Consider the following 23462-nt stretch of genomic DNA (forward strand, 5'->3'; position numbering starts at 1 on the left):
ACAAACACACAGGGAGACCGCCGTGACGAACAGCCCGACCACGCCGGGTGTAGTGGCGGGGCGCCTCGCGCCCTCGGCCCTCGCCGACAATTTTGCGGACCTGCATCCGCCGCTCGATGCGCACGAAGCGCACGTTGCCGCGGACCGCTGCTATTTCTGCCATGATGCACCCTGCACCACGGCCTGCCCGACCGAGATCGACATCCCGCTCTTCATCCGCCAGATCATGACCGGCACGCCGGAAGCGGCGGCGAAGACGATCCTCGACCAGAACATCCTGGGCGGCATGTGCGCCCGCGTCTGCCCGACGGAAACGCTGTGCGAAGAGGTCTGCGTGCGCGAGGTGGCCGAGGGCGAACCGGTGCAGATCGGCCGCCTTCAGCGCTATGCCACCGACACGCTGATGGGCGCCAACGTCCATCCGTTCACCCGCGCCGCCGCCACCGGCAAGCGGGTCGCGGTTGTGGGGGCAGGCCCCGCCGGCCTTGCCGCCGCGCATCGGCTTGCCATGCATGGTCATGACGTCGTGATCTACGACGCCAAGCCCAAGCCCGGTGGCCTGAACGAATACGGCATCGCCTCCTACAAGACCGTGGAGAACTTCGCGGCGCGCGAGGTCGACTGGCTGATGCAGATCGGCGGGATCACGCTGGAGACCGGCAAGGCGCTGGGATCCGATATCACGCTCGACGCCTTGACGACTGAGTACGACGCGGTGTTCCTGGGCATCGGCCTGGGCAACACCAACGCGCTGGGGATCGACGGCGAGAGCCTTGACGGCGTGGTCGACGCGGTGAAATTCATCGCCGACCTGCGCCAGGCGGACGACCTGGCGAAGCTGCCGGTGGGCCGCAACGTCGTGGTGATCGGCGGCGGCATGACCGCCATCGACGCGGCCGTGCAGTCGAAACTGCTGGGTGCCGAGAACGTCACGCTGGTCTACCGCCGCACGCAGGACAAGATGCCCGCCTCGGAATACGAACAGCACCTGGCCCAGTCCAAGGGCGTCCACATCATGTCCAGCGTCGCCCCGGTCGCGCTCAAGGGCGAGGGCCACGTCGCGGCGATCGAGCTTGCCTATACCGACGAGAACGCGAAACCGACGGGGGAGACCTTCACGCTTCCCGCCGACCAGGTCTTCAAGGCCATCGGCCAGGTGTTCGAAGCGGTCGAGGGTCTCGACCTCGACGGGCGCAAGATCGCCGTGACCGGCGCCGGGCGCACCTCGCGCAAGGGCGTGTGGGCCGGGGGCGACTGCACCGCGGGCGAGGACCTGACCGTCGTGGCCGTGTCCGAAGGCCGCGACGCCGCCGAAGACATTCACGCGAGCCTGATGGGCTGACGCCGGGGCGCGGGGGCCGCCCCCGCGCCGCCATCACGATTGCCTAGCGAAGGAGCCTGAGCCATGGCCGACCTGACGACCGACTTCATCGGGATCAAATCCCCCAACCCCTTCTGGCTGGCCTCGGCGCCGCCCACCGACAAGGAATACAACGTCCGCCGCGCCTTCGAAGCCGGCTGGGGCGGTGTCGTCTGGAAGACGCTCGGCGCGGAAGGCCCGCCCATCGTCAACGTCTCGGGCCCGCGCTACGGCGCGATCTGGGGCGCCGACCGGCGGCTTCTGGGCTTGAACAACATCGAGCTCATCACCGACCGCCCGCTTCAGACCAACCTCGACGAGATCAAGCGCGTGAAGCAGGACTACCCGGACCACGCGGTCGTCGTTTCGCTCATGGTTCCGGTGGAAGAGGACGCGTGGAAGGACATCCTCGAACGCGTGTCCGAGACGGGCGCGGACGGGGTCGAGCTGAACTTCGGCTGTCCGCACGGCATGGCCGAGCGCGGCATGGGGTCGGCCGTGGGCCAGGTGCCGGAATACGTGGGCCTCATCACCAGCTGGGTGAAGAAGCACTCCGACCTGCCCTGCATCGTGAAGCTGACGCCGAACATCACCGACATCACCAAACCCGCGCAGGCCGCCAAGGAAAACGGCGCCGACGCGGTGAGCATGATCAACACGATCACGTCGATCACCTCCGTGAACCTCGACGAGATGTGCCCGGAGCCGATGATCGACGGTCTCGGCACCCACGGCGGCTATTGCGGCCCGGCGGTGAAGCCCATCGCGATGAACATGGTGGCCCAGGTCGCGCGCAAGCCGGAAACGGCGGGCATCCCGATCTCCGGCATCGGCGGCGTCACCACGTGGCGCGACGCGGCGGAGTTCATGGCGCTGGGCGCGGGCAACGTGCAGGTCTGCACGGCGGCCATGACCTATGGCTTCCGCATCGTGAAGGAAATGTGCTCAGGCCTGAGCCAGTGGATGGACGAGAAGGGCTACACGAGCACCGCCGACTTCATCGGCAAGGCGACGCCCAAGGTCACGAACTGGGAGCACCTGAACCTCGACTACGTCACCAAGGCCGAGATCGACCAGGACCTCTGCATCTCCTGCGGGCGCTGCTATGCGGCCTGCGAGGACACCTCGCACCAGGCCATCGCGATGTCGGACGACCGGGTGTTCACCGTGAAGGACGACGAATGCGTGGCCTGCAACCTCTGCGTCAACGTCTGCCCGATCGACGGCTGCATTACGATGCGCACCCTGAAACCGGGCGAGGTCGACGAGCGCACGGGCATGACCATTCCGGCGGTCGACGACAAGCGCACGTGGCTCGAACATCCGAACAATCCGGACGGGGATCCGCTGACCTGCATCTCGCGCGGGCAGTGAGCGACGCTTGACCGGGGTCGGGGCTGTGCTAGCCTCGTTTTAACCAGACGGTCAAACAATCAAGAAAACGCCGAAGCCCCGCAAAAAAAGGGGCACGGCACCGCAACAGGGACACAGCGATGCTTCATCGCGCGACTTCACAAGGCTGCATTTGCGCTGGCGGACTGCCGGTGCACGGGCTGCCACGTTTCCCTGCTGCCTCAATTCCGTGCGCCCTGCCCCTGAAACGGGCATGGCGCCCTCATGCGACGCAATGACAGGAGACAGCCATGGCAGCCCCCGGTGAAAACATCCGCATCAACGGTGATCGTCTGTGGGACAGCATCATGGAGATGGCCAAGATCGGCCCCGGCGTGGCGGGCGGCAACAACCGCCAGACGCTGACCGATGCCGATGCGGAAGGGCGCGCCCTGTTCCAGAAGTGGTGCGAAGAGGCCGGCATGACGATGGGCGTCGACACGATGGGCAACATGTTCGCCACGCGCGACGGCACCGACCCCGACGCCCTCCCCGTCTACATCGGCAGCCACCTCGACACCCAGCCGACCGGCGGCAAATATGACGGGGTGCTGGGCGTGCTTGGCGGGCTGGAGGCGATCCGGTCGATGAACGACCTCGGCATCAAGACGAAGCACCCCATCGTCGTGACCAACTGGACCAACGAGGAAGGCACGCGCTTCGCCCCGGCCATGCTGTCGTCCGGCGTCTTCGCCGGCATCCACGAGCAGGACTGGGCCTACGAGCGTGAAGATGCCGAGGGCAAGAAGTTCGGCGACGAGCTCAAGCGCATCGGCTGGGTCGGCGAGGAAACGGTCGGCGCACGCAAGATGCACGCGATGTTCGAGCTGCACATCGAACAGGGCCCGATCCTCGAGGCCGAGGAAAAGGACATCGGCGTCGTCACGCACGGCCAGGGCCTGTCGTGGACGCAGGTGACCGTGACCGGCAAGGAAAGCCACACCGGCTCGACCCCCATGCCCATGCGCAAGAACGCGGGCCTCGGCATGGCGCGCATCCTCGACCTGGTGGACGAAATCGCCTGGTCGCACAAACCCGACGCCGTGGGCGCGGCGGGCCATATCGACATCTACCCGAACAGCCGCAACGTGATCCCCGGCAAGGCGGTCTTCACGGTCGACTTCCGCTCCCCCAACCTCGAGGTCATCCAGGACATGGAGAAACGGCTCGCCGAGGGTGCGAAGAAGATCTGCGACGAGATGGGGCTCGATGTCGAGCTAGAGAAAGTCGGCGGCTTCGATCCGGTGGAGTTCGACAAGGACTGCGTCGCCGCCGTACGCGACGCGGCCGAACGCCTGGGCTATTCCCACATGAACATCATCTCGGGCGCCGGCCACGATGCCTGCTGGATCAACCAGGTGGCCCCCACCGCCATGATCATGTGCCCCTGCGTCGATGGCCTCAGCCACAACGAGGCCGAAGAAATCTCGAAGGAATGGGCCACCGCCGGCGCGGATGTCCTGTTCCACGCCGCGCTGGAAACCGCGGAGATCGTGGCTTGAGCCCAAGCTGTTCCCTCCCCGCCCCGGGCCTGTCCCGGGGCCTGCCGCTCCGGCCACGCACACGGCATTTGACGCGTGGCCCACATGCGGCAACGATGCTCTCCATAGCAAGGAGACGCGCATGGTGAGCGAACAGGAAAGCCAGGCCCGCGAAGTGGCCCATATCAAGCAGCGGATCGGCTCCGAGATCGAGGCCTTCGACCCGACCACGGCCGCTGCCGGGATCGAGGACTGGAACGAGGCGACGCTGGCGGATTTCCGCAACGCGCTGATCGAACCGAACCTGATAGAAGTGAACCTGCCCGGCGGCATCACCGATTTCGCCTATGCCGTGACGCGGCAGAAGGGGCCCTACCGGGTCCTGTGGCTGCCGTGGCTCGACATCTTCAGCCTCGCGGTCGAAAGCCGCTTCGGCCCGGTGGACATCAACGTTCACGGTGACGCCATAGGCTGTTTTTCGAGCGTGTGAGCACGCCGGCCCGCCCGCGCGGCGGGCGCCAGATCAAACCGGCGACTCCGGCACAGAACCGGGGCGCCCCGACGCAAACCGATCCTGCCGCCAAAGGCAGGGCGACCGACAACAGGAGAGAGAACATGTCCACGACAGTCATCAAGGACGGAACGATCGTCACCGCCGACCTGACCTACAAGGCCGACGTGCTGGTCGAGGGCGGCAAGATCATCGAGATCGGCCAGGGCCTCTCGGGTGACGAAACGCTGGACGCGACGGGCTGCTACGTGATGCCCGGCGGGATCGACCCGCACACCCACCTCGAAATGCCCTTCATGGGCACCTATTCCTCGGACGACTTCGAAAGCGGCACCCGCGCGGCGCTGTCGGGCGGCACCACGATGGTGGTCGACTTCGCCCTGCCCCAGCCCGGCGAAAGCCTGCTCGACGCGCTCAAGCGGTGGGACAACAAGTCGACCCGCGCCTCCTGCGACTATTCCTTCCACATGGCCGTGACCTGGTGGAGCGAACAGGTCTTCAACGAGATGGAGACGGTGGTGAAGGAGAAGGGGATCAACACCTTCAAGCACTTCCTCGCCTACAAGGGCGCGCTGATGGTGAACGACGACGAGCTCTATGCCTCGTTCACCCGCCTGGCCGAACTGGGCGCGACCCCGATGGTCCACGCCGAGAACGGCGACGTCGTGGCGGAACTGTCCGCCAAGCTGCTCGCCGCCGGCAACACCGGGCCCGAGGCGCATGCCTACTCCCGCCCGCCGCAGGTCGAGGGCGAGGCCACGAACCGCGCAATCATGATCGCCGACATGGCCGGCGCGCCGCTCTACGTCGTCCACGTCTCCTGCGAGGAAAGCCACGAGGCGATCCGGCGCGCCAAGATGCAGGGCAAGCGGGTCTGGGGCGAGCCGCTGATCCAGCACCTGACGCTCGACGAATCCGAGTATTTCAACCAGGACTGGGACCACGCCGCCCGTCGCGTCATGTCGCCCCCGTTCCGCAACAAGCAGCACCAGGACAGCCTGTGGGCCGGCCTGTCGTCGGGTTCGCTGTCGGTGGTGGCCACCGACCACTGCGCCTTCACGACGGACCAGAAACGCTACGGCGTGGGCGACTTCACCAAGATCCCGAACGGCACCGGCGGGCTCGAGGACCGGATCCCCATGCTCTGGACCTATGGCGTGGGCACGGGCCGGATCACGATGAACGAGTTCGTCGCGGTCACCTCGACCAACATCGCCAAGATCCTGAACTGCTACCCGAAGAAGGGCGCGATCCTCGTGGGCGCGGACGCCGACATCATGGTGCTCGACCCCGAGAAGGAAAAGACCATCACGGCGGACACCCAGCAGAGCTCGATCGACTACAACGTCTTCGAGGGCAAGCCGGTGAAGGGCCTGCCGCGCTACGTCATGACCCGCGGCCACGTCGCGGTGATGGACGGCGAGATGAAGCAGAAGGAAGGCTGGGGCGAATTCGTCTCGCGCGAGCCGAACGCGCCGGTCAACCGGGCGCTGTCCAAGTGGAAGGCGCTCACCGCGCCGCAGCCGATCGAACGCAGCGGCATCCCGGCGACGGGGGTCTGAGGATTGGCCAGCCCCGACACCCCCGAAGGCGTGCTCGAAGCCGCGATCTACGTCGATGACCTGGACGCGGCCGAAGAGTTCTATGCCGGCGTGGTGGGGCTGTCCATCGTGACGCGGCACGACCCGCGCCACGTCTTCTTCGCCTGCGGGACGAGCGTGGTCCTGGCCTTCGTGGCCGAGGAAACGCGCGTGCCGCCCGGCGAGGGCAAGCTGCCGGTCCCGCCGCACGGGGCCACGGGGCCGGGGCATATCTGTTTTTCCGTACCGGGCGAAGAGCTGGACGGATGGGTCGGACACCTGGAGGCCAACGGGATCGGGATCGAATCCGACTTCCGGTGGCCAAACGGCGCACGCTCGGTCTACGTGCGCGATCCGGCAGGCAACTCGGTGGAATTCGCCGAACCGAAATTATGGGGACTTGGGACGTGACATCACCCGTGATCGAGGCGAAAGACCTCGACCTGACATTCGAAACAAATGACGGCCCGGTGCACGCGCTGAAGGGCGTGGACCTGTCGGTTGAGAAAGGCGAGTTCGTCAGCTTCATCGGCCCTTCGGGCTGTGGCAAGACGACATTCCTGCGCTGCATCGCGGGGCTCGAGACGCCGACCGGCGGGGCGCTGACCGTGAACGGCATGTCGCCCGACGAGGCGCGCAAGAGCCGGGCCTACGGCTACGTCTTCCAGGCGGCCGGGCTCTACCCCTGGCGCACGATCGCGGGCAACATCCGCCTGCCGCTCGAGATCATGGGGTATCCGAAGTCGGAACATGCCGAGCGGGTGGACAAGGTCATGTCGCTGGTGGACCTGAAAGGCTTCGGCAAGAAGTTCCCCTGGCAGCTGTCGGGCGGCATGCAGCAACGCGCCTCGATCGCGCGCGCGCTGGCCTTCGACGCCGACATCCTCCTGATGGATGAACCCTTCGGCGCGCTCGACGAGATCGTGCGCGACCACCTCAACGAACAGCTGCTCGAGCTCTGGGCGCGGACCGAGAAGACGATCGCCTTCGTCACCCACTCGATCCCCGAAGCGGTGTACCTGTCGACCAAGATCGTCGTCATGTCGCCCCGGCCGGGCCGGATCACCGACGTGATCGAGAGCCCGCTGCCCCGGGAGCGGCCGCTCGACATCCGCGACACGCAGCAATTCCTCGACGTCGCGCACCGTGTGCGCGAAGGGCTGCGGGAGGGGCACAGCTATGACTAGGTCTTGCGACCTCGCTGCGCTCGGCCGCGGCCGGCTCCGCCGGACGGGCAGCGCCCGCCCGACGTCGCCCGGCGCTTTGGGTCAGGGCACGCCGGCCCCTTTCACCTTTCACGGTCATCGGCTCGCCAGCCTGTACCGTGCAGACAGGACACCACGAAATCCTTTCATCTTTCCTGAAATACGCACGGCCGAGGCATCGGTTGCAGGCGCGGCGATGGCGTATTTGGTGAAAGATGAAAAGGGCGGGGTGCGGGCATGAGAAACATCGTCCCCATCCTCGTGGTCGTGGCCGCCATCGTCGTCGTCTGGTACGGCGCAGCGGTGAAGATGAACGCGCAGTGGGCGCTGGACCAGGCGGCGCGCGCGGAGGTCGAACTGAGCTTCGGCGAGTTGGTGACCGACACCCTGTCGCAGGAACGCCCGCGCCTGCCGGCGCCGCACCAGGTGGTGGCGGAGCTGTGGGATTCCACCGTCGGCAAGAGCATCACCTCGAAGCGCAGCCTGGTGTTTCACGGCTGGATCACGCTGTCCTCAACGCTCCTGGGCTTCGTCTTCGGCACCGGGCTGGGCATCCTGCTCGCCATCGGGATCGTGCACAGCCGGGCGATGGACATGGGGGTGATGCCCTGGGCCATCGCGAGCCAGACGATCCCGATCCTCGCCATCGCGCCGATGATCATCGTGGTGCTGAATTCGCTGGGCGTCACGGGCATCATCCCGAAGGCGATCATCTCGGCCTATCTCAGTTTCTTCCCGGTCGTGGTCGGCATGGTGAAGGGCCTGCGCTCGCCGGCGCCGATGGACCTCGACCTGATGCACACCTACTCGGCGTCGCGGGGCCAGATATTCTGGAAGCTGAGGATGCCCGCCTCGATGCCCTATCTCTTCGCGTCGCTCAAGGTCGGCATCGCCGCCGCGCTCGTCGGCACGATCGTCGGCGAGCTGCCCACCGGCGCGATCCGCGGCCTGGGCGCGCGGATGCTGTCGGGGAGCTATTACGGACAGACCGTGCAGATCTGGTCGGCGCTCTTCGCCGCCGCGATCCTGGCCGCCATCCTGGTCGGCACGATCGGGATCATCCAGCGCCGCGCGCTCAAACGGATGGGGATGGCAACATGAACTGGGGATGGCTGATCTTCGCCCTCGCCTTCTGGGCCGGGACCTATTTTCTCAATGTCCGGATCGCCAATTCCCGGTGGTCGCGCACCCGCGTGGCCCGGATCGGCGTGCCGGTGATCTTCGGGATCACGATCCTCGTCGTATGGCAGGGCATCGTGCGCGGGCTCGACGTGCCGATGGTGATCCTGCCGGCGCCGACCGACATCTGGCTGAGGATGATCGAGAGCGTGCCGACCCTGTGGGAGGACTTCGTCCAGACTTTCGTGAAGGGCGCGCTCACCGGCTACGTCATCGGCTGCGGCGCGGCGGTGATCACGGCGATCCTGATCGACCGCTCGCCCTTCCTGCAGCGGGGCCTGCTTCCGGTGGGCAATTTCATCGCGGCGCTGCCGATCGTGGGCACCGCGCCGATCCTGGTGATGTGGTTCGGCTTCGACTGGCAGTCGAAGGCCGCCGTGGTCGTGGTGATGGTGTTCTTCCCGATGCTGGTGAACACCGTCGAGGGGCTCGCGGCCTCGACCGCGATGCAGCGCGACCTGATGTCGACCTACTCGGCCAGCTACCGGCAGACGCTGACCAAGCTGCGCCTGCCGGCCGCCATGCCGTTCATTTTCAACGGGCTGAAAATTACGACAACCCTGGCCCTCATCGGGGCCATCGTTGCCGAGTTTTTCGGCAGTCCGATCAAGGGGATGGGTTTTCGCATTTCCACCGAGGTCGGACGGCTCAGGCTTGATATGGTCTGGGCGGAAATCGCGGTCGCCGCGATCGCCGGCAGCGCCTTCTACGGTGCCGTGGCGCTCATAGAAAAAGGGGTGACCTTCTGGCACCCATCACAACGAGGCTGAGCGTATAATCTTACCAACGGGAGAAAGATCGATGATGAAACCAGTCAAAGCCGCAGCCGCCGTGCTCGCCATGACATCCGGGGCCGCGATGGCCCAGGACGAGGTGACGCTCCAGCTGAAATGGGTGACCCAGGCCCAGTTCGGGGGCTACTACGTCGCCCTCGAAAAGGGCTTCTACGAGGAAGAGAACCTCGACGTGACGATCAAGCCGGGCGGCCCGGACATCGCGCCGCCGCAGGTGATCGCCGGGGGCGGGGCCGACGTGATCGTCGAATGGATGCCCGCCGCGCTGGCCGCGCGCGAGCAGGGCCTGCCGCTCGTCAACATCGCGCAGCCGTTCAAGTCGTCGGGCATGATGCTGACCTGCCTGGAGGAAAGCGGGATCGAGAGCCCCGAGGACTTCCCGGGCAATACGCTGGGCGTCTGGTTCTTCGGCAACGAGTACCCGTTCCTGAGCTGGATGAGCACGCTGGGCATCCCGACCGAGGGGGGCGAGGACGGCGTCGAGGTTCTCAAGCAGGGCTTCAACGTGGACCCGCTGCTCCAGAACCAGGCGGCCTGTATCTCGACCATGACCTACAACGAGTACTGGCAGGTGATCGACGCGGGCATCTCCGAAGATGACCTGATCACCTTCAAGTACGAGGACCAGGGCGTCGCCACGCTCGAGGACGGCCTCTACGTGCTCGAGGAAGATCTCGAGGATCCGGCCTTCGTCGACAAGATGGCCCGCTTCGTGCGCGCCTCGATGAAAGGCTGGAAGTGGGCCGAGGAGAACCCGGAAGAGGCCGCGATGATCGTGCTCGAGTACGACGAGACGGGCGCCCAGACCGAGAAGCACCAGATCCGCATGATGGGTGAGGTGGCCAAGCTGACCGCCGGCTCCAACGGCGCGCTCGACCCGGCCGACTACGAACGTACCGTCGACACGCTGATGGCGGGTGGTTCGGACCCGGTCATCACGAAGGAGCCGGAAGGGGCCTACACGCTGGAAATCACCGACCAGGCGCTGAACTGAGCCTGAACATCGGAGACATCGGGGCGCGCGGGGCAACCTGCGCGCCCTTTTTCATGCCTCGGGCGACCAGTGCGCCTTGCCCACGATCACCGGGGCCCCCACGCCGTGCGACGGGTTCTCGCTCCCGTCCATCCGGCTCATGTGCGCCTCGAAACAGGGAATGCCGGGCAGAATGACGGCGTTCTGCTGGGCAGCGTTGAGGAATATCTGCTTGCTCGCATCCGGTCTCACGTCGAACCAGTTCGGGTCGTCGAACGTGCCGGCGTAGACGCCGATGATGTCGGGGAAGCGTTCGAAGCCAAGATGGGTCTTGGTGCCGCAGGTGTCGCAGAAATGCACGTGAACGGCGAGCCCGCTGCCCTCGGACCGGGTGGTCCAGAGCCGCGGCTCCCCCGCCACGAACCCGAAGTCGGCCTTGTCGAAGATCGGCTCGACCATGTGGGTGCCGCCGGTTGCCCTTTGGCAGAAATGGCAATGGCACAGCGTGACGTGTGATGGTTCGGCCCGCACGGCGTATCGCAGCGCCCCGCACAGGCACCCTCCCTCTTGCGGTGTCATCGCGGGGCTCCTTCCGTGCTGTCCTGTCAGGGGCAGTCTAGCACGGATCGGTTTCATGCGTCGGCAATTCCCCCCATTTCATCCAGGATCGGGCAATCCGGTCGGTCGTCACCGTGACAATTGCGCACGAGATGGGAGAGCGTGTCGCGCATCGCGACGAGGTCCGCGATCTTGCGCTCGATCTCCTCGAGATGCTCCTCGGCGACCTTCTTCACCTCGGATGAGGCGCGCGACTTGTCGGCGTAGAGCGCCAGCAGCGTGCGGCAATCGTCGATCGAGAAGCCCAGCGCCCGCGCCCTGGCGAGGAAGGTGAGCGTGTGCACGTCGCTGCCGGAGAAATCGCGGTAGCCGTTCGTGTCGCGCGCGGGGGTGACGAGGCCGATATCCTCGTAATACCGGATCGTCTTGGCCGGCAGTCCTGCACGGGTCGAAGCGTCGGATATGTTCATGTCGCCACCTTCACGAAGCGCAGCCTGAGCGCGTTGGTCAGAACGAAGACCGAGGACATCGCCATCGCGAAGGCTGCAAGCATGGGCGATAGCATGGTCCCGAAGGCGGGGTAGAGCACGCCCGCCGCCACCGGGATCAGCACGACGTTGTAGCCGAACGCCCAGAACAGGTTCTGGCGGATGTTGCGCATGGTCCGGCGGCTGAGGTGGATGGCCGTGGGCACGCCGCTGAGCTCGCCCGCGGACAGCACCACGTCCGCCGCGCCGATGGCCACGTCCGTGCCGGTCCCGATGGCGAGCCCGACGTCGGCGGCGGCCAGAGCCGGGGCGTCGTTGATCCCGTCGCCGACGAAGGCCGTGGTACCATGCTCGGCCCTCAGCGCCTCCAGTGCCTTGACCTTGCCGCGCGGCAGGACCTCGGCGGTGACGTGGTCGATGCCGAGCCGCGCGGCGATGGCATCCGCCGTGCCCTGCGCGTCGCCGGTGATCATCGCGACCTCGATCCCCATCGCGTGGAGCGCCGCGATCGCGTCGGGCGTGGTGTCCTTGATCGGGTCTTCGACCGCGAGCAGTGCGGCCACGGCCCCGTCAACGGCGACGTAGAGCGGCGTCTTGCCCAGCGCGGCCAAGCGCTCGGCCTCCTGTGCCAGGGCCCCGGTCCCGATCTTCTCGCGCGCCATCAGGCGTTCGGCGCCGATCAGCACCGCCTGCCCTTCGACCTCGGCCTTCAGGCCGAATCCGGGAAGGGCGCGGAACCCCTTGGGTTCGGACAGGGCCAGTCCCTTGTCCTCCGCCGCGCGCAGGATGGCGGCGGCAATCGGGTGTTCGGACTGTGCCTCCACGCTGGCGGCGAGCCGGAGCACGGTGTCGGGGTCGTCCCCGATCACGTCGGTCAGTTCCGGCTGCCCCTTCGTGAGCGTCCCGGTCTTGTCGAGTGCGACGACGCGCACGCCTTCGAGCGCCTGGAGCGCGTCGCCCTTGCGAAAGAGGACGCCCAGCTCTGCCCCGCGCCCGGTGCCGACCATGATCGACGTGGGCGTGGCGAGGCCCATCGCGCAGGGGCAGGCGATGATCAGCACTGCCACCCCGGCGACCAAAGCGAAGGACAGCGCGGGGTCGGGCCCGAAGGCCAGCCAGACCGCCACCGCGACCGCCGCGATGGCCATGACCCCCGGCACGAACCAGCGCGTGACCTTGTCGACCAGCGACTGGATCGGCAGCTTGGCGCCCTGCGCCTGCTCCACGAGCCGGATGATCTGGGCCAGCGTCGTGTCCGCCCCCACGCGGGTCGCCGACACGCGCAGCGCGCCGTTGGTGTTCACGGTGCCGCCGGTGACGGCGTCGCCCTCGGCCTTCTCGACCGGAACGGGTTCGCCGGTGATCATGCTCTCGTCGACCCACGAGTCACCCGAAAGCACCTCGCCGTCCGTCGCGATCGCCTCGCCCGGGCGCACGACAAGGACGTCGCCGGCGCGGATCTCCGCGGTGGGCAGGTCGACGGTCTGGCCGTCCCGCTCGACCCGCGCGGTCTTGGGGGCGAGGTCCATGAGCGCGCGGATCGCCTCTCCGGTGCGGCCCTTGGCCTTGGCTTCCATCCAGCGCCCGAAGAGGATCAGCGTCACGATCACCGCGGCGCTCTCGAAATAGACGTTCGCCGTGCCCGCCGGGAACAGCCCCGGCGCGAAGGTGGCGAGCGTGGAGTAGACGAAGGCGGCCGCCGTCCCCACGGCGACGAGCGAATTCATGTCGGGCGTCATGCGCACAAGCTGGGGCACACCCTGCGTGAAGAAGCGGCGGCCCGGGACGGCGAGGACGATCGCCGTCAGCGCGAATTCCGCGACGCGCAGCGCCTGCATCCCGATCAGCCCGTGCAGCCAGTCATGGAAGCCGGGGACGAGGTGCCCGGCCATCTCGACGATGAACACGGGCAGGGTCAGGAGCGCGGCCAGAACCATGTCGCGGCGCAGCACCCGCGTCTCGGCCGCCTTGCGCGCGTCGAGGTCGAGCCCGCCGCCCGAACGGATTTCGGCGCGGTAGCCCGTGGTATCCACCGCATCCGCGAGGGCAGAGGGTGCGACCGCGCCCGCCGCGAAGGTCACGCGGACGATGCCGGTCGCCGGGTTCGCGCTGGCCTCGAGCACGCCGGGGATGTCGTCGAGCGCGCCCTCGACCTTGGCCACGGCGGCCGCGTCGCCCATTCCCTCGACCGCGATCTCGACCACGTCGGTAACGACCGGGTAACCGGCCCGGGCGAGCGCCTCGGCGGTTTCGGCCATGTGGCCGGGTTCGGTGAAGCGCAGGCGCGCGCTTTCACCGGCCAGGTTCACGCTGGGATCGGCCACGAAGGGCAGCTCCTTCAGCGTGTCCTCGACCCGTGTCACGCAGGATGCGCAATGCATCCCCTCCACCTTGATCGTCATGTCGTTCATCGCGAGTCTCCTGAATTCGCACCTTACATAGGGGTTCTAGTCACTGGAAGGTCAAGGGACCGATGGAAGTTTCTTCCCGCAGATTGACGAACGTCCCGGCGCGGCCTAGCTGACTACCAGACCAGGAGGCAGATATGACCACGTTTTCCGTTCCGAACATGAGCTGCGGCCACTGCAAGGCGAAGATCGAGGACTCGCTTCTCGACGCAGACGAGGGCGCGATGATCGAATTCGACATGGACAACCGCGAGGTGTCGGTCGACAGCACGATGGACGCCGCCGCCATCGCCGAAACGATCCAGTCGGCGGGCTACGAGGCGACCGCCAAGGGCTGAGCGCTTTTCCCGCGCCGCCGGCTGGGATACGGTCGCCGCGAACCCACCAGGGGAGACGTATCATGGCGCAACGACTGCATCTCGTGTTCGGGGGCGAACTGGTCGACCCCACCAAGACGCAATTCAAGAACGTCGACGACATCCACATCGTCGGAATCTATCCCGACTACGCGTCAGCCTACGACGCCTGGAAGGCCGAAGCGCAGCGCACCGTGGACAACGCCCACATGCGCTATTTCATCGCCCACCTGCACCGCCTTCGGGACGAGGAGACGCCTGCGTCGCCCACCGAGGAGCTGGACTGACCACACATGGCCAAGCGCCCCGGGCTGTCCGTCTACCTTGCATCGCAGAAGCTGCGCGGGCGCGCCCGCGCCGAAGCGCGATTGCGCCAGGGCCTTGCCGAAGGCTCGGAGGATTCGGCACGCGCCGCCGAGCGGCTGGGCAAGCCGCGCCGGGAGCGCCCTGTGGGGCCGCTCGTATGGCTCCATGCCGGCAACGAGGCGGAGGCGTTGGGGTTTCCCGAACTTATCGACCGGCTGATCGAGGAGCGCGACGACCTCAATTTCCTGATCACCACGACAGGGCACGATCCCGAGCATCCGCTCGAGGCGCGCCTGCCCAAGGACGTGATCATGCACTACGCCCCCTACGGCGAAGGTCAGGCGGTCGAGGCGTTCCTCACCCACTGGAAGCCCGACCTCTGTCTCTGGGCTGAAAACCGGTTCGAGCCGGAGCTGATCGACCGGGTGAAGAAGGCGGGCATACCGATGATCCTCGTCGACGCGCGCGTGCCCGACCGCTCCGGCTGGCGCTGGCTGCCGGGGATCCGGCGCACGCTCCTGCGCCAGTTCGACCGGGTGCTCGCAGGGGACGAGACCGCGCGCGACGGGCTGGTTTCGCTCGGCGTGCCGGCGGACCGGGTCGAGGCCATCGGGTTCCTGCAGGAAGGCACCGCGCCCCTGCCCTGTTCGCAGGCCGAACGTGACATGCTGGCCGAGGACCTGGCGGGGCGGCCGGTCTGGCTCGCCGCCGGGGCGGAGCGGGCGGAGTTCGACCTGCTGGCCCATGTCCACCAGCAGATCATGCGTCGCTCCCACCGGCTTCTGATGGTGCTTGCCCCGCGCGTGCCGGAAGACGGGCCAGACCTGGCCCGGCGGCTCGAAGACGAGGGTTGGGTCGTGGGCCTGCGCTCGCTCGAGGATGAACCGGAGCCGGAGACCGAGATCTACATCGCGGACCTGCCCGACGAGATGGGCCTGTGGTACCGCCTCGCGCCGATCGCCTTCATGGGCGGCACGCTCTGCGGCGGCCCGGTGCGCAACCCCTACGAGGCGGCCGCTCTGGGTTCGGCGGTCCTCTTCGGACCGGCGACGGGGCCCTGGCGCGAGAGCTTCGAGCGGTTGCTGGAAGCCGGCGCGGCGCGTTCCGTGACCAACGGCGCCACGCTGGCGCGCGGCGTCGACCACCTGCTCGCTCCCGACCAGGCCGCGCGGATGGCAGCGGCGGCCTGGGACATCACGACGAACGGCGCCCACGCGACGGACCGGGTGGTCGAGATCGCGCTGGACGCGCTGGACGCGCGGGGGGTCTGACATGGCCACGCCCAGCAGCCCGGCGCCGGTCCTCGCGGTCGGCAGCCTCACGCGGCGGGGCAGCGGGAAGACCCCGGCCGCCATCGCCTTCTGCCAGCGTCTGACGGAAACCCGCGGCGCTGTACACATGGTGATGCATGGCACGGGCGCCCCCCGGCAGGTCGATCCGCGCCGGGACACGGCCGAAACGGTCGGCGACGAGCCGCTCCTCGCCGCCGCCTTCGCCCCCACCTGGATCGCGCAGGACCCGCAGGCCGGGATCGACGCCGCGCGGGCGGGCGGCGCAGATCTCGTCATCCTGGAGGAAGAGGGACCGGCCAAGGTGACGCCCGCCCTGCGCGTTCTCGTGGAGGATGCCGTGCGGGGCTTCGGCAACCGGCGGAAGTGGCTGTTCGGCGATCTCCACACGGCAATGGCAAAGGGCTTTCGGACCGCGCAGATGTTGGTGACGATCGGCCCGCGTCCGGCGCAGGCCGGGTTTCGCGACACGCCCCTGCCGCGCAGCGAAGCCGTTCTGGAACCGCTGCGCACCGGCATGACCTGGCGCGGCGCGCGGGTGCTGGCCTTCGCCGGCATCGGCAACCCAGATCGTTTCTTCGGAACCCTGCGCGCGCTCGGAGCCGAAGTCGTGCGCCAGCAGCCGCTGGCCGATCACCAGGAGATGACGCCGACGCTGCTCGCCCGGCTCGAACACGAGGCCCTGGGCCTCGGCGCGCAGCTTGTCACGACGGAGAAGGACGCGGTGCGCCTTCCCGCGGACTTCAGGCCCAAGGTGCTCGTGGTGCCGGTGCGGCTGGAACTGTCGGACTGGGCGCTGTTCGATCGGCTGGTGGCCGAGCGGCTGTGAGGCTGGCGCTCAGGTAAAGGTGCCGGTCACACGGCCCAGCAGCATGAAGGCGCGGGCGGTGCGGGTATCGGACAGGCGCGCGATGTCTTCGTCGCTTGCCTCTTCCTCGAACTCCACGAAGACCTCGTCGAAACGGCGCAGGAAGTGGTGCGCGGCGTCGCGGAAGACCGGATCGGTCTTCATCCGCCCGGCGGTGAGAGCCAGCGAAGACCGGTCGCGGATGCCGCCCAGCGCGGCCACCTCGCGCCCACGCTGGCCGTGGGCGAACCGGCGCCAGATTTCAGGACGTGCGCGGTCGGGGCGCAGGTCGTCCATGTAGATGCCGTCCTGGCTCATCAGCGTGAGCACGTCCTGAGACGCCTGCACCAGCCGCGCGATCTTGCGGTCCTGGAGCGCGCGGCGCAGCGCGGCGAAGCCCGCCGTGTCCTCGGCATTCTCCGGGAAATGCAGCGCGCGGATCATCTCGTCGCGCTCCAGCGGCGGGACGTTGTCCTCCGCTTCGGGCTCCAGCGCGAGCGAGGGCTGCTCTTCGGCCGGACGCGCCGGCGCGGGACGCTCCGCCGCGGCCTCGGCCCGGACGAGATTTCGGGTCGTCGAGAAGGTGGTGAGCGCCTGTTCGGTCTCGCGCTGCGCCTGCTCCAGCCGGGCGAGCTTCTCCTCGACCTCCGGGTGGCGCTCGGCGTGATGTGCGTGGGACTGCGTCAGGTAGTTGTGCCGCATCGCGTCGATGGTGGACTGAAGCCGAAGGGTTTCTTCATGCATCAGCCGGGCCGACCGCGCGGTTGCGGCAGCGAGCCAGATGACCGCCACCGGCAGGAACACGGCGAGTAGCGTCACGATGGAGCCGGTGACGCCACCGCCCAGCCCGTCGTTGCCCATGACCAGGAAGTAGACCGCGCAGCCCGCCAGCCAGAGGCAGCAAAGGGCGACGGCCAGGATCTCGGCACCCGACATTCCGCGCGACCGCTTCTGGCGCGCGAAAATCCCAAGGTCCATCCCGTCTTCGGTCTTGTCCTGCGCCATTGGGGCCTCGACAGGTTCCGTCACGGGGTCAGATATACTCGATCTCGAGGATTTCGTAACTCTTCTCGCCACCGGGCGTGCGTACTTCGACGCTGTCGCCCTCTTCCTTGCCGATCAGGGCGCGGGCGAGCGGCGACTTGATGTTGAGCTTGCCCTTCTCGAGGTCGGCTTCGGGTTCACCCACGATCTGGTAGGTCTTTTCCTCGTCCGTGTCCTCGTCGACGAGCTTCACGGTCGCCGCGAACTTGATCGGCCCCGACAGCTTCGCCGGGTCGATCACCTCGGCCAGACCGATGATGCCCTCGAGCTCCTTCACGCGCCCCTCGATGAAGCTCTGCTTCTCGCGGGCGGCGTGATACTCGGCGTTCTCCGACAGGTCGCCATGCTCGCGCGCTTCGGAAATCGCGGCGATGACGGCCGGGCGTTCCACCGACTTGAGTTGCTTCAATTCGTCATTCAGCGCGGTGTAGCCCGCGCGGGTCAGAAGGATCTTTTCCATGAGTGCCTTGTCGTTCTCTTGCTCGGGTCTCACATGATGGGGCGGGCCTCCGCCGCGGCCCGGAAGGCTCAATCAACACAAAAGCAATCGGGTGAGATTTGCAATGTCATAGTTGAAGCCTTTGTGTTGCCGCAGCGCGGCAAATGACGCGGTGTTGCAATTGACCCCCTGCGGCCCGGTCGTTACCAAGGCGCAACAAAATTTCGTGGAGGGAGCCTCTCATGGCCGAAATCGAACGCGAAGCGATGGAAGTCGACGTGGTCATCGTCGGGGCCGGCCCGGCCGGCCTGTCCGCTGCCATCCGGCTCAAGCAGCTGGACGAGGATCTGATGGTCGTCGTGCTCGAGAAGGGCTCCGAGGTCGGGGCGCACATCCTGTCGGGCGCGGTGCTGGACCCCTCCGGCCTGGACGCGCTCATTCCGGACTGGAAAGAGAAGGGTGCACCCCTCAACGTGCCGGTGAAGAAGGACAACTTCTACATCTTCGGCGAAGGCGGCCAGGTGCGCATTCCGAACTGGACCATGCCGCCGCTGATGAACAACCACGGCAACTACATCGTCTCGATGGGCAACGTCTGCCGCTGGATGGCCGAGCAGGCCGAGGCGCTGGGCGTCGAGGTCTACCCGGGCATGGCCTGCTCCGAGCTGGTCTACGACGAGAACGGCGCGGTGAAGGGCGTGGTCGCGGGCGAGTTCGGCAAGAACCCCGACGGCACCCCGGGCGACGGCTACGAGCCGGGCATGGAGCTGCACGGCAAGTACACGATCATCGCCGAGGGCGTGCGCGGCTCGCTCGCCAAGGAGATCATCGGCAAGTACGACCTCGCCCAGGACTCCGACGTGCCGAAGTTCGGCATCGGCATGAAGGAAATCTGGGACGTCAAACCGGAGAACCACAACGAGGGCGAAGTCACCCATTCGCTGGGCTGGCCGCTCGGGTTCAAGAACGGCGGCGGTTCGTTCCTCTACCACATCGACAACAACCAGGTTTACGTCGGCTACATCGTCGACCTGAACTACAAGAACCCCTACCTGAACCCCTACCAGGAGTTTCAGCGCTTCAAGCACCACCCGCGGGTCAAGCAGGTGCTCGAGGGCGGCAAGCGGGTCGCCTATGGCGCCCGGGCCGTGACCAAGGGCGGGTTCCAGTCGATCCCGGACACCGCGTTCCCCGGCGGGATGATCGCGGGCTGTTCGGCCGGTCTCGTGAACCTGCCGCGCATCAAGGGCAACCACAACGCGATGCATTCGGGCCGCCAGGCCGCCGAGGCCGCCTATGACGCGATCAAGGCCGGCCGTTCGGGCGATACGCTCAGCGAATACGATGCCGCACTCAAGGCTGGCCCCGTGGGCAAGGACCTCAAGCGCGTGCGCAACGTGGCCCCCCTCAACGCCCGCTTCGGCCCGGCCGGCGGCATGGCGCTGGGAGGCTTCGACATGTGGTTCCAGACGCTCTTCGGCGGCTTCTCGCTGTTCGGGACGCTCAAGCACGGCAAGTCCGACGCGCAGGCGACCGAGAAGGCCGACAAGCACAAGCCGATCGACTACCCCAAGCCCGACGGCGTCCTCAGCTTCGACCGGCTCACCAACGTGAGCTTCTCGAACACCAACCACGAGGAAAGCCAGCCCTGCCACCTGCGGCTCAAGGACGCCTCGATCCCGATCGACGTGAACCTGCCGCAATACGCGGAGCCGGCGCAGCGCTACTGCCCGGCAGGCGTGTACGAGGTGGTCGAAGGCGACAACGGGCCGAAGTTCCAGATCAACTTCCAGAACTGCGTCCACTGCAAGACCTGCGACATCAAGGACCCGTCTCAGAACATCAACTGGACGGTGCCACAGGGCGGGGACGGGCCGAATTACCCGAACATGTAACCTTTGCGTCAGCGGGCCGCCTCCGGGCGGCCCTTCGCATTGAACAGGACCGGGCAGCCGTTTACGTTGCGCCTACCCAACAGCAGAGGTGCCCCTTGCCCCGACCCTTCCGCACCGCCCGCAACATGGGCGTCGCCGCGATGCTCGCGCTCACCCCGCTGACGGCCGCGGCCCAGGAGCCTTCGGGTTTCGCCGGGGCCTATCTCGCCGCCCGGTCGGCCGATACCAATGCGGATTTCGAGGCGCTCGTTCAGTACGGCACCCGCGCGCTTGTGGAGATGCCGGAAAACGCCACGATCATGGAGGGGCTGCTCGTCGCCTACATCGGGCTGGGCCAGATCGACAGCGCCGTGCCATTGGCGCGCCGACTTCTTGATCTCTCGCCGCGCAACGAGCTTGGCAAGATCGTGCTCCTCGGTGACGCGATGGCGCGCGAGGACTGGGAAGAGGTGCGCAGTACCATGAACGCGGGCTTCTCGGTCGGCGGTTTGATGGACCCCCTGATCCTGGCCTGGAGCGCCATCGGCGAAGGCCGCATGTCCCGCGCGCTGGAAATCTTCGACCAGCTGGAAGCCGACGAGGTGGCGCGCCAGGTGTCGGCCTTCGAAAAGGCGCAGGCGCTGGCCTATGTCGGCGATTTCGAAAGCGCCGCCGAGATCCTGTCGGGCGAACAGTTCGACCTGACCCTGAACCGCGCCGGCGTCATGGCCTATGTCCAGATCCTCAGCCAGCTGGGCCGCAATGACGAGGCGCTGGAGCTCATCGAGGAGCGTCTTCCCGACACCGGCGACGAAGAGATCGTCGACCTGCGCGCGCGGCTTGAAGATGGCGAGACGATCCCGTTCACCGCCGTGCGCTCGCCGCTCGATGGCCTGTCGATGCTGTTCTACAACGTGGCCGAGGTGCTTTCGAACGACGCGAGCCCCAGCCTCGTGATGATTTATGCGCGCATCGCCGAGCACCTGAACCCCGACAACATCGGCGCGACGCTTCTCACCGCCTCCGTGTTCGAACGGATCGGCAACCTCGACCTTGCCGTGAAGACCTATGACCAGGTGGGCGCCGACAGCCGTGCCCACGTGCAGGCGATGCTGGGCAAGGCCGCGGCGTTGCGCCGGCTCGACCGCGTCGAGGAAGGGATCGAGACGCTGGCCGACCTGGCCGACGCGAACCCGGACGTGGCCCCCGTTCAGGTCGCGCTGGGCGATGCCTACCGTTACGAAGAGCGGTGGGAGGAAGCGACGGCGGCCTACGACCGGGCCATCGCGCTCTACGATACCGAGGTGTCGGCGCAATGGGCGGTCTACTTCGCGCGCGGCATCACGAACGAGCGCGGCGGCGACTGGCCTGCCGCCGAGGCCGATTTCCGCAAGGCGCTCGAACTCGAGCCGGACCAGCCCTCGGTCCTGAACTACCTCGGCTATTCCTACGTGGAGAAGCGTGAAAATCTCGACGAAGCGCTCGCCATGATCGAGCGCGCGGTCGAGCAGCGCCCGAACCAGGGCTTCATCGTCGACAGCCTGGGGTGGGTCTACTACCGCCTGGGCCGCTACGAGGAAGCCGTCCCGCAGATGGAAAAGGCCGTTTCGCTGATGCCGGTGGACCCGGTGGTGAACGATCATTTGGGCGATGTCTACTGGGCAGTGGGCCGCGAACGCGAGGCGGAATTCCAGTGGTCGCGCGCCCTGAGCTTCATCAACGACGACTCCGACCTCGAAGAGGTGAAACCCGATCGCATCCGCCGCAAGCTCGAGGTCGGGCTGGACCAGGTGCTGATCGAGGAAGGCGGCGAACCGATCCACCGCCAGGAGAACGCCGCTGCTAACTAAGGTCTTCGCCCCCGCAAAGGTGAACCTCACGCTGCACGTCACCGGGCAGCGCAGGGACGGATACCACCTGCTCGACAGCCTCGTGGCCTTCGCCGACGTGGGCGACCGCGTGTCACTGCGCGCCGCCGACGCCCTGTCGCTCGAGGTGACGGGCCCGATGGCCGCGGGCGTGCCGGCGGACGAGACGAACCTTGTCTGGCGGGCCGCCGCGCTCTTCGACGTGCCGGTCGCGATCACGCTCTCCAAGCATCTGCCCGCCGCCGCGGGGATTGGCGGCGGATCGTCCGATGCGGCCGCCACGCTCTTCGCAATGGCCGACCTGACCGGCGACAAGGTCTTGCCGGAAGGCGCCACCGACCTCGGGGCCGATGTCCGCGTCTGCCTGATGCGGCAGGCCGCCCGGATGCAGGGCATCGGGGAACAGGTCGCGCCGATCGCGGGTCTGCCGCCGCTGCCGGCCGTCCTGGCCAACCCCGGCGTCGATGTCCCGACTCCCGCCGTGTTCAAGGCGCTGACCGACAAATCCGGCAAGCCGATGGCGCGCAAGCTGCCGAAGTGGCCCGGGGTGAAGGGCGCGATCGACTGGATCGCGAGCCAGCGCAACGACTTGGAACCGCCCGCGATCGCGACCGCCCCGGTGATCTCCGACGTGCTGGCCGACCTCGCCGCCCTGCCCGGCGCACGGCTGGCGCGCATGTCCGGCTCCGGGGCCACGTGCTTCGCGCTGTTCGACACCCGCGATGCCGCCGATGCCGCTGCGGCCCGGTTGGCCGAGGCCCATCCGGAGTGGTGGGTGACGCCCGCGACGCTTACCTGACGGTGTCGAGGAGCACCTTGCTCGCCACGCCGTAGTGCCCGATGGCCGGATGTTCGACGACCTCCGGCTTGCGCCCGAGACGATCCGCAAGCGCATGGACCATGCCCCTTGGCACCCAGGAATCCGCCACGCCCAGATGGATCGTGACCGGCGCGGTGACGCGCGGCAGCACGTCCATCCAGTCCGAGACATAGGCCCGCAGTTCATCGCGGTAGGCCGCCCGCGCGCCCAACAGCGCCCCGCGCCACGCGTCGATGAGACCGTCCATGATATCCGGGTCCACGAGAAGCGCCCGGTCGTGCACCGGCGCTTCGCGAAACAGGCTTTCGAGGAATGCCTGCGGCATCGTGCGCAGGGCGAGCGCTTGACCGTAGACGAAAAGCCGGAACCGCGGACCGCCCCGCCGGGCGGCGCGGAAGACGGGGCGACCGGCCATCTGCGGCAGGAAGTCCCCGAGGCCCAGGGGCCCCGCCGGCGCGATGAGCACCAGTTCGGAGACGAGATAGGGATGTTCGGCCGCCAACCCCAGCCCTGTCATCGCGCCGAGTGAAAAGGCCACCACCCGATGCGGTGCCCCGGCCTGAAGCGTCTCGGCGAGCTTGGCGAAGCGGTCATCGTAACTGTCGCCCGGCATGTTCAGACGGTCGGGCGCTGTCAGCTGCGATCCGGGGCCGAGACAGTCGAGTTCGGCAGGTCCGCCCGGCAATCCGT

23 protein-coding genes are annotated in these 23462 nt (G+C 67.4%); 17 read left to right on the forward strand and 6 right to left on the reverse strand.

The window, feature by feature from the left end; translation table 11 throughout:
* Window positions 1-22: 22 nt before the first annotated feature.
* From GQE99_RS19375 to GQE99_RS19420, 10 genes are all read left to right on the forward strand, one after another.
* A complete protein-coding gene (locus GQE99_RS19375) occupies window positions 23-1342 on the forward strand; it encodes an NAD(P)-dependent oxidoreductase (protein WP_161353607.1) in 1320 nt (439 codons plus the stop codon).
* 63 nt (window positions 1343-1405) lie between these two features.
* Window positions 1406-2734 (forward strand): NAD-dependent dihydropyrimidine dehydrogenase subunit PreA, encoded by a 1329-nt coding sequence (preA, locus tag GQE99_RS19380; protein ID WP_161353608.1) that lies wholly within the window; start codon window positions 1406-1408, stop codon window positions 2732-2734.
* 269 nt (window positions 2735-3003) lie between these two features.
* Complete coding sequence (locus tag GQE99_RS19385) at window positions 3004-4254, forward strand: Zn-dependent hydrolase (protein WP_161353609.1); 1251 nt, start codon at window positions 3004-3006, stop codon at window positions 4252-4254.
* Between the two features lie 121 nt (window positions 4255-4375).
* Window positions 4376-4723 carry a hypothetical protein gene (locus GQE99_RS19390; protein WP_161353610.1) on the forward strand — a complete coding sequence of 116 codons (348 nt, stop codon included), beginning with the start codon at window positions 4376-4378 and terminating at the stop codon, window positions 4721-4723.
* 125 nt (window positions 4724-4848) lie between these two features.
* Entirely contained in the window at window positions 4849-6306 is a 1458-nt protein-coding gene (gene hydA, locus GQE99_RS19395; RefSeq protein WP_161353611.1) for a dihydropyrimidinase, read from the forward strand.
* A 3-nt stretch (window positions 6307-6309) separates the two neighbouring features.
* Window positions 6310-6735, forward strand: coding sequence for a VOC family protein (locus GQE99_RS19400; RefSeq protein WP_161353612.1), 426 nt, complete (start codon window positions 6310-6312; stop codon window positions 6733-6735).
* Entirely contained in the window at window positions 6717-7511 is a 795-nt protein-coding gene (locus GQE99_RS19405) for an ABC transporter ATP-binding protein (protein WP_161353613.1), read from the forward strand. The genes GQE99_RS19400 and GQE99_RS19405 overlap by 19 nt, the downstream gene beginning before the upstream one ends.
* 255 nt (window positions 7512-7766) lie before the next feature.
* Complete coding sequence (locus GQE99_RS19410; RefSeq protein ID WP_161353614.1) at window positions 7767-8630, forward strand: ABC transporter permease; 864 nt, start codon at window positions 7767-7769, stop codon at window positions 8628-8630.
* A complete protein-coding gene (locus GQE99_RS19415; protein ID WP_161353615.1) occupies window positions 8627-9478 on the forward strand; it encodes an ABC transporter permease in 852 nt (283 codons plus the stop codon). Before GQE99_RS19410 ends, GQE99_RS19415 begins: the two co-directional genes overlap by 4 nt.
* A gap of 31 nt (window positions 9479-9509) precedes the next feature.
* Window positions 9510-10496 (forward strand): ABC transporter substrate-binding protein, encoded by a 987-nt coding sequence (locus tag GQE99_RS19420; RefSeq protein WP_161353616.1) that lies wholly within the window; start codon window positions 9510-9512, stop codon window positions 10494-10496.
* Window positions 10497-10547: 51 nt separating this feature from the next.
* Here GQE99_RS19420 and GQE99_RS19425 read toward each other — a convergent pair whose 3' ends face one another.
* From GQE99_RS19425 to GQE99_RS19435, 3 genes are read right to left on the reverse strand one after another with little or no spacing between them, the layout of a single operon-like run.
* Window positions 10548-11054: a GFA family protein gene (locus GQE99_RS19425; RefSeq protein WP_161353617.1), complete on the reverse strand. Its 507-nt coding sequence runs from the start codon at window positions 11052-11054 to the stop codon at window positions 10548-10550.
* Window positions 11055-11107: 53 nt separating this feature from the next.
* Window positions 11108-11503 (reverse strand): Cu(I)-responsive transcriptional regulator, encoded by a 396-nt coding sequence (gene cueR, locus GQE99_RS19430; RefSeq protein WP_161353618.1) that lies wholly within the window; start codon window positions 11501-11503, stop codon window positions 11108-11110.
* Window positions 11500-13932, reverse strand: a complete 2433-nt coding sequence (locus GQE99_RS19435; protein ID WP_202530964.1) for a heavy metal translocating P-type ATPase — start codon at window positions 13930-13932, stop codon at window positions 11500-11502. Before GQE99_RS19435 ends, cueR begins: the two co-directional genes overlap by 4 nt.
* Window positions 13933-14066: 134 nt before the next feature.
* On the opposite strand from GQE99_RS19435, the gene GQE99_RS19440 reads away from it, so the two are divergent.
* The 4 genes from GQE99_RS19440 (at window position 14067) to lpxK (ending at window position 16709) form a co-directional block, all read left to right on the forward strand.
* On the forward strand, window positions 14067-14267 hold the full coding sequence (locus GQE99_RS19440) for a heavy-metal-associated domain-containing protein (RefSeq protein WP_161353619.1): 201 nt from the start codon (window positions 14067-14069) through the stop codon (window positions 14265-14267).
* Window positions 14268-14329: 62 nt separating this feature from the next.
* Window positions 14330-14572 carry a DUF4170 domain-containing protein gene (locus tag GQE99_RS19445; protein WP_161353620.1) on the forward strand — a complete coding sequence of 81 codons (243 nt, stop codon included), beginning with the start codon at window positions 14330-14332 and terminating at the stop codon, window positions 14570-14572.
* Window positions 14573-14578: 6 nt separating this feature from the next.
* Window positions 14579-15862, forward strand: a complete 1284-nt coding sequence (locus GQE99_RS19450) for a 3-deoxy-D-manno-octulosonic acid transferase (protein ID WP_161353621.1) — start codon at window positions 14579-14581, stop codon at window positions 15860-15862.
* A gap of 1 nt (window position 15863) precedes the next feature.
* Window positions 15864-16709 carry a tetraacyldisaccharide 4'-kinase gene (gene lpxK / locus GQE99_RS19455; RefSeq protein ID WP_161353622.1) on the forward strand — a complete coding sequence of 282 codons (846 nt, stop codon included), beginning with the start codon at window positions 15864-15866 and terminating at the stop codon, window positions 16707-16709.
* A 9-nt stretch (window positions 16710-16718) separates the two neighbouring features.
* Here lpxK and GQE99_RS19460 read toward each other — a convergent pair whose 3' ends face one another.
* Window positions 16719-17732 (reverse strand): hypothetical protein, encoded by a 1014-nt coding sequence (locus tag GQE99_RS19460; protein WP_161353623.1) that lies wholly within the window; start codon window positions 17730-17732, stop codon window positions 16719-16721.
* A 28-nt stretch (window positions 17733-17760) separates the two neighbouring features.
* Window positions 17761-18231: a transcription elongation factor GreA gene (gene greA, locus GQE99_RS19465; RefSeq protein ID WP_161353624.1), complete on the reverse strand. Its 471-nt coding sequence runs from the start codon at window positions 18229-18231 to the stop codon at window positions 17761-17763.
* Between the two features lie 221 nt (window positions 18232-18452).
* Here greA and GQE99_RS19470 point away from each other — a divergent pair, with 221 nt between their 5' ends.
* The 3 genes from GQE99_RS19470 (at window position 18453) to GQE99_RS19480 (ending at window position 22751) form a co-directional block, all read left to right on the forward strand.
* Entirely contained in the window at window positions 18453-20105 is a 1653-nt protein-coding gene (locus GQE99_RS19470) for an electron transfer flavoprotein-ubiquinone oxidoreductase (protein WP_161353625.1), read from the forward strand.
* Between the two features lie 95 nt (window positions 20106-20200).
* Entirely contained in the window at window positions 20201-21934 is a 1734-nt protein-coding gene (locus tag GQE99_RS19475; RefSeq protein ID WP_161353626.1) for a tetratricopeptide repeat protein, read from the forward strand.
* Window positions 21924-22751 carry a 4-(cytidine 5'-diphospho)-2-C-methyl-D-erythritol kinase gene (locus GQE99_RS19480; RefSeq protein WP_161353758.1) on the forward strand — a complete coding sequence of 276 codons (828 nt, stop codon included), beginning with the start codon at window positions 21924-21926 and terminating at the stop codon, window positions 22749-22751. Before GQE99_RS19475 ends, GQE99_RS19480 begins: the two co-directional genes overlap by 11 nt.
* Here the strand turns inward: GQE99_RS19480 and GQE99_RS19485 are convergent.
* The gene (locus GQE99_RS19485; protein WP_161353627.1) at window positions 22744-23457 is read right to left on the reverse strand and encodes an alpha/beta hydrolase; all 714 of its coding nucleotides are present in this window, start codon (window positions 23455-23457) and stop codon (window positions 22744-22746) included. The genes GQE99_RS19480 and GQE99_RS19485 overlap by 8 nt on opposite strands.
* Window positions 23458-23462: the final 5 nt, after the last annotated feature.

It is taken from the genome of Maritimibacter harenae (assembly GCF_009882975.1).
Classification (GTDB): Bacteria; Pseudomonadota; Alphaproteobacteria; order Rhodobacterales; family Rhodobacteraceae; genus Maritimibacter; species Maritimibacter harenae.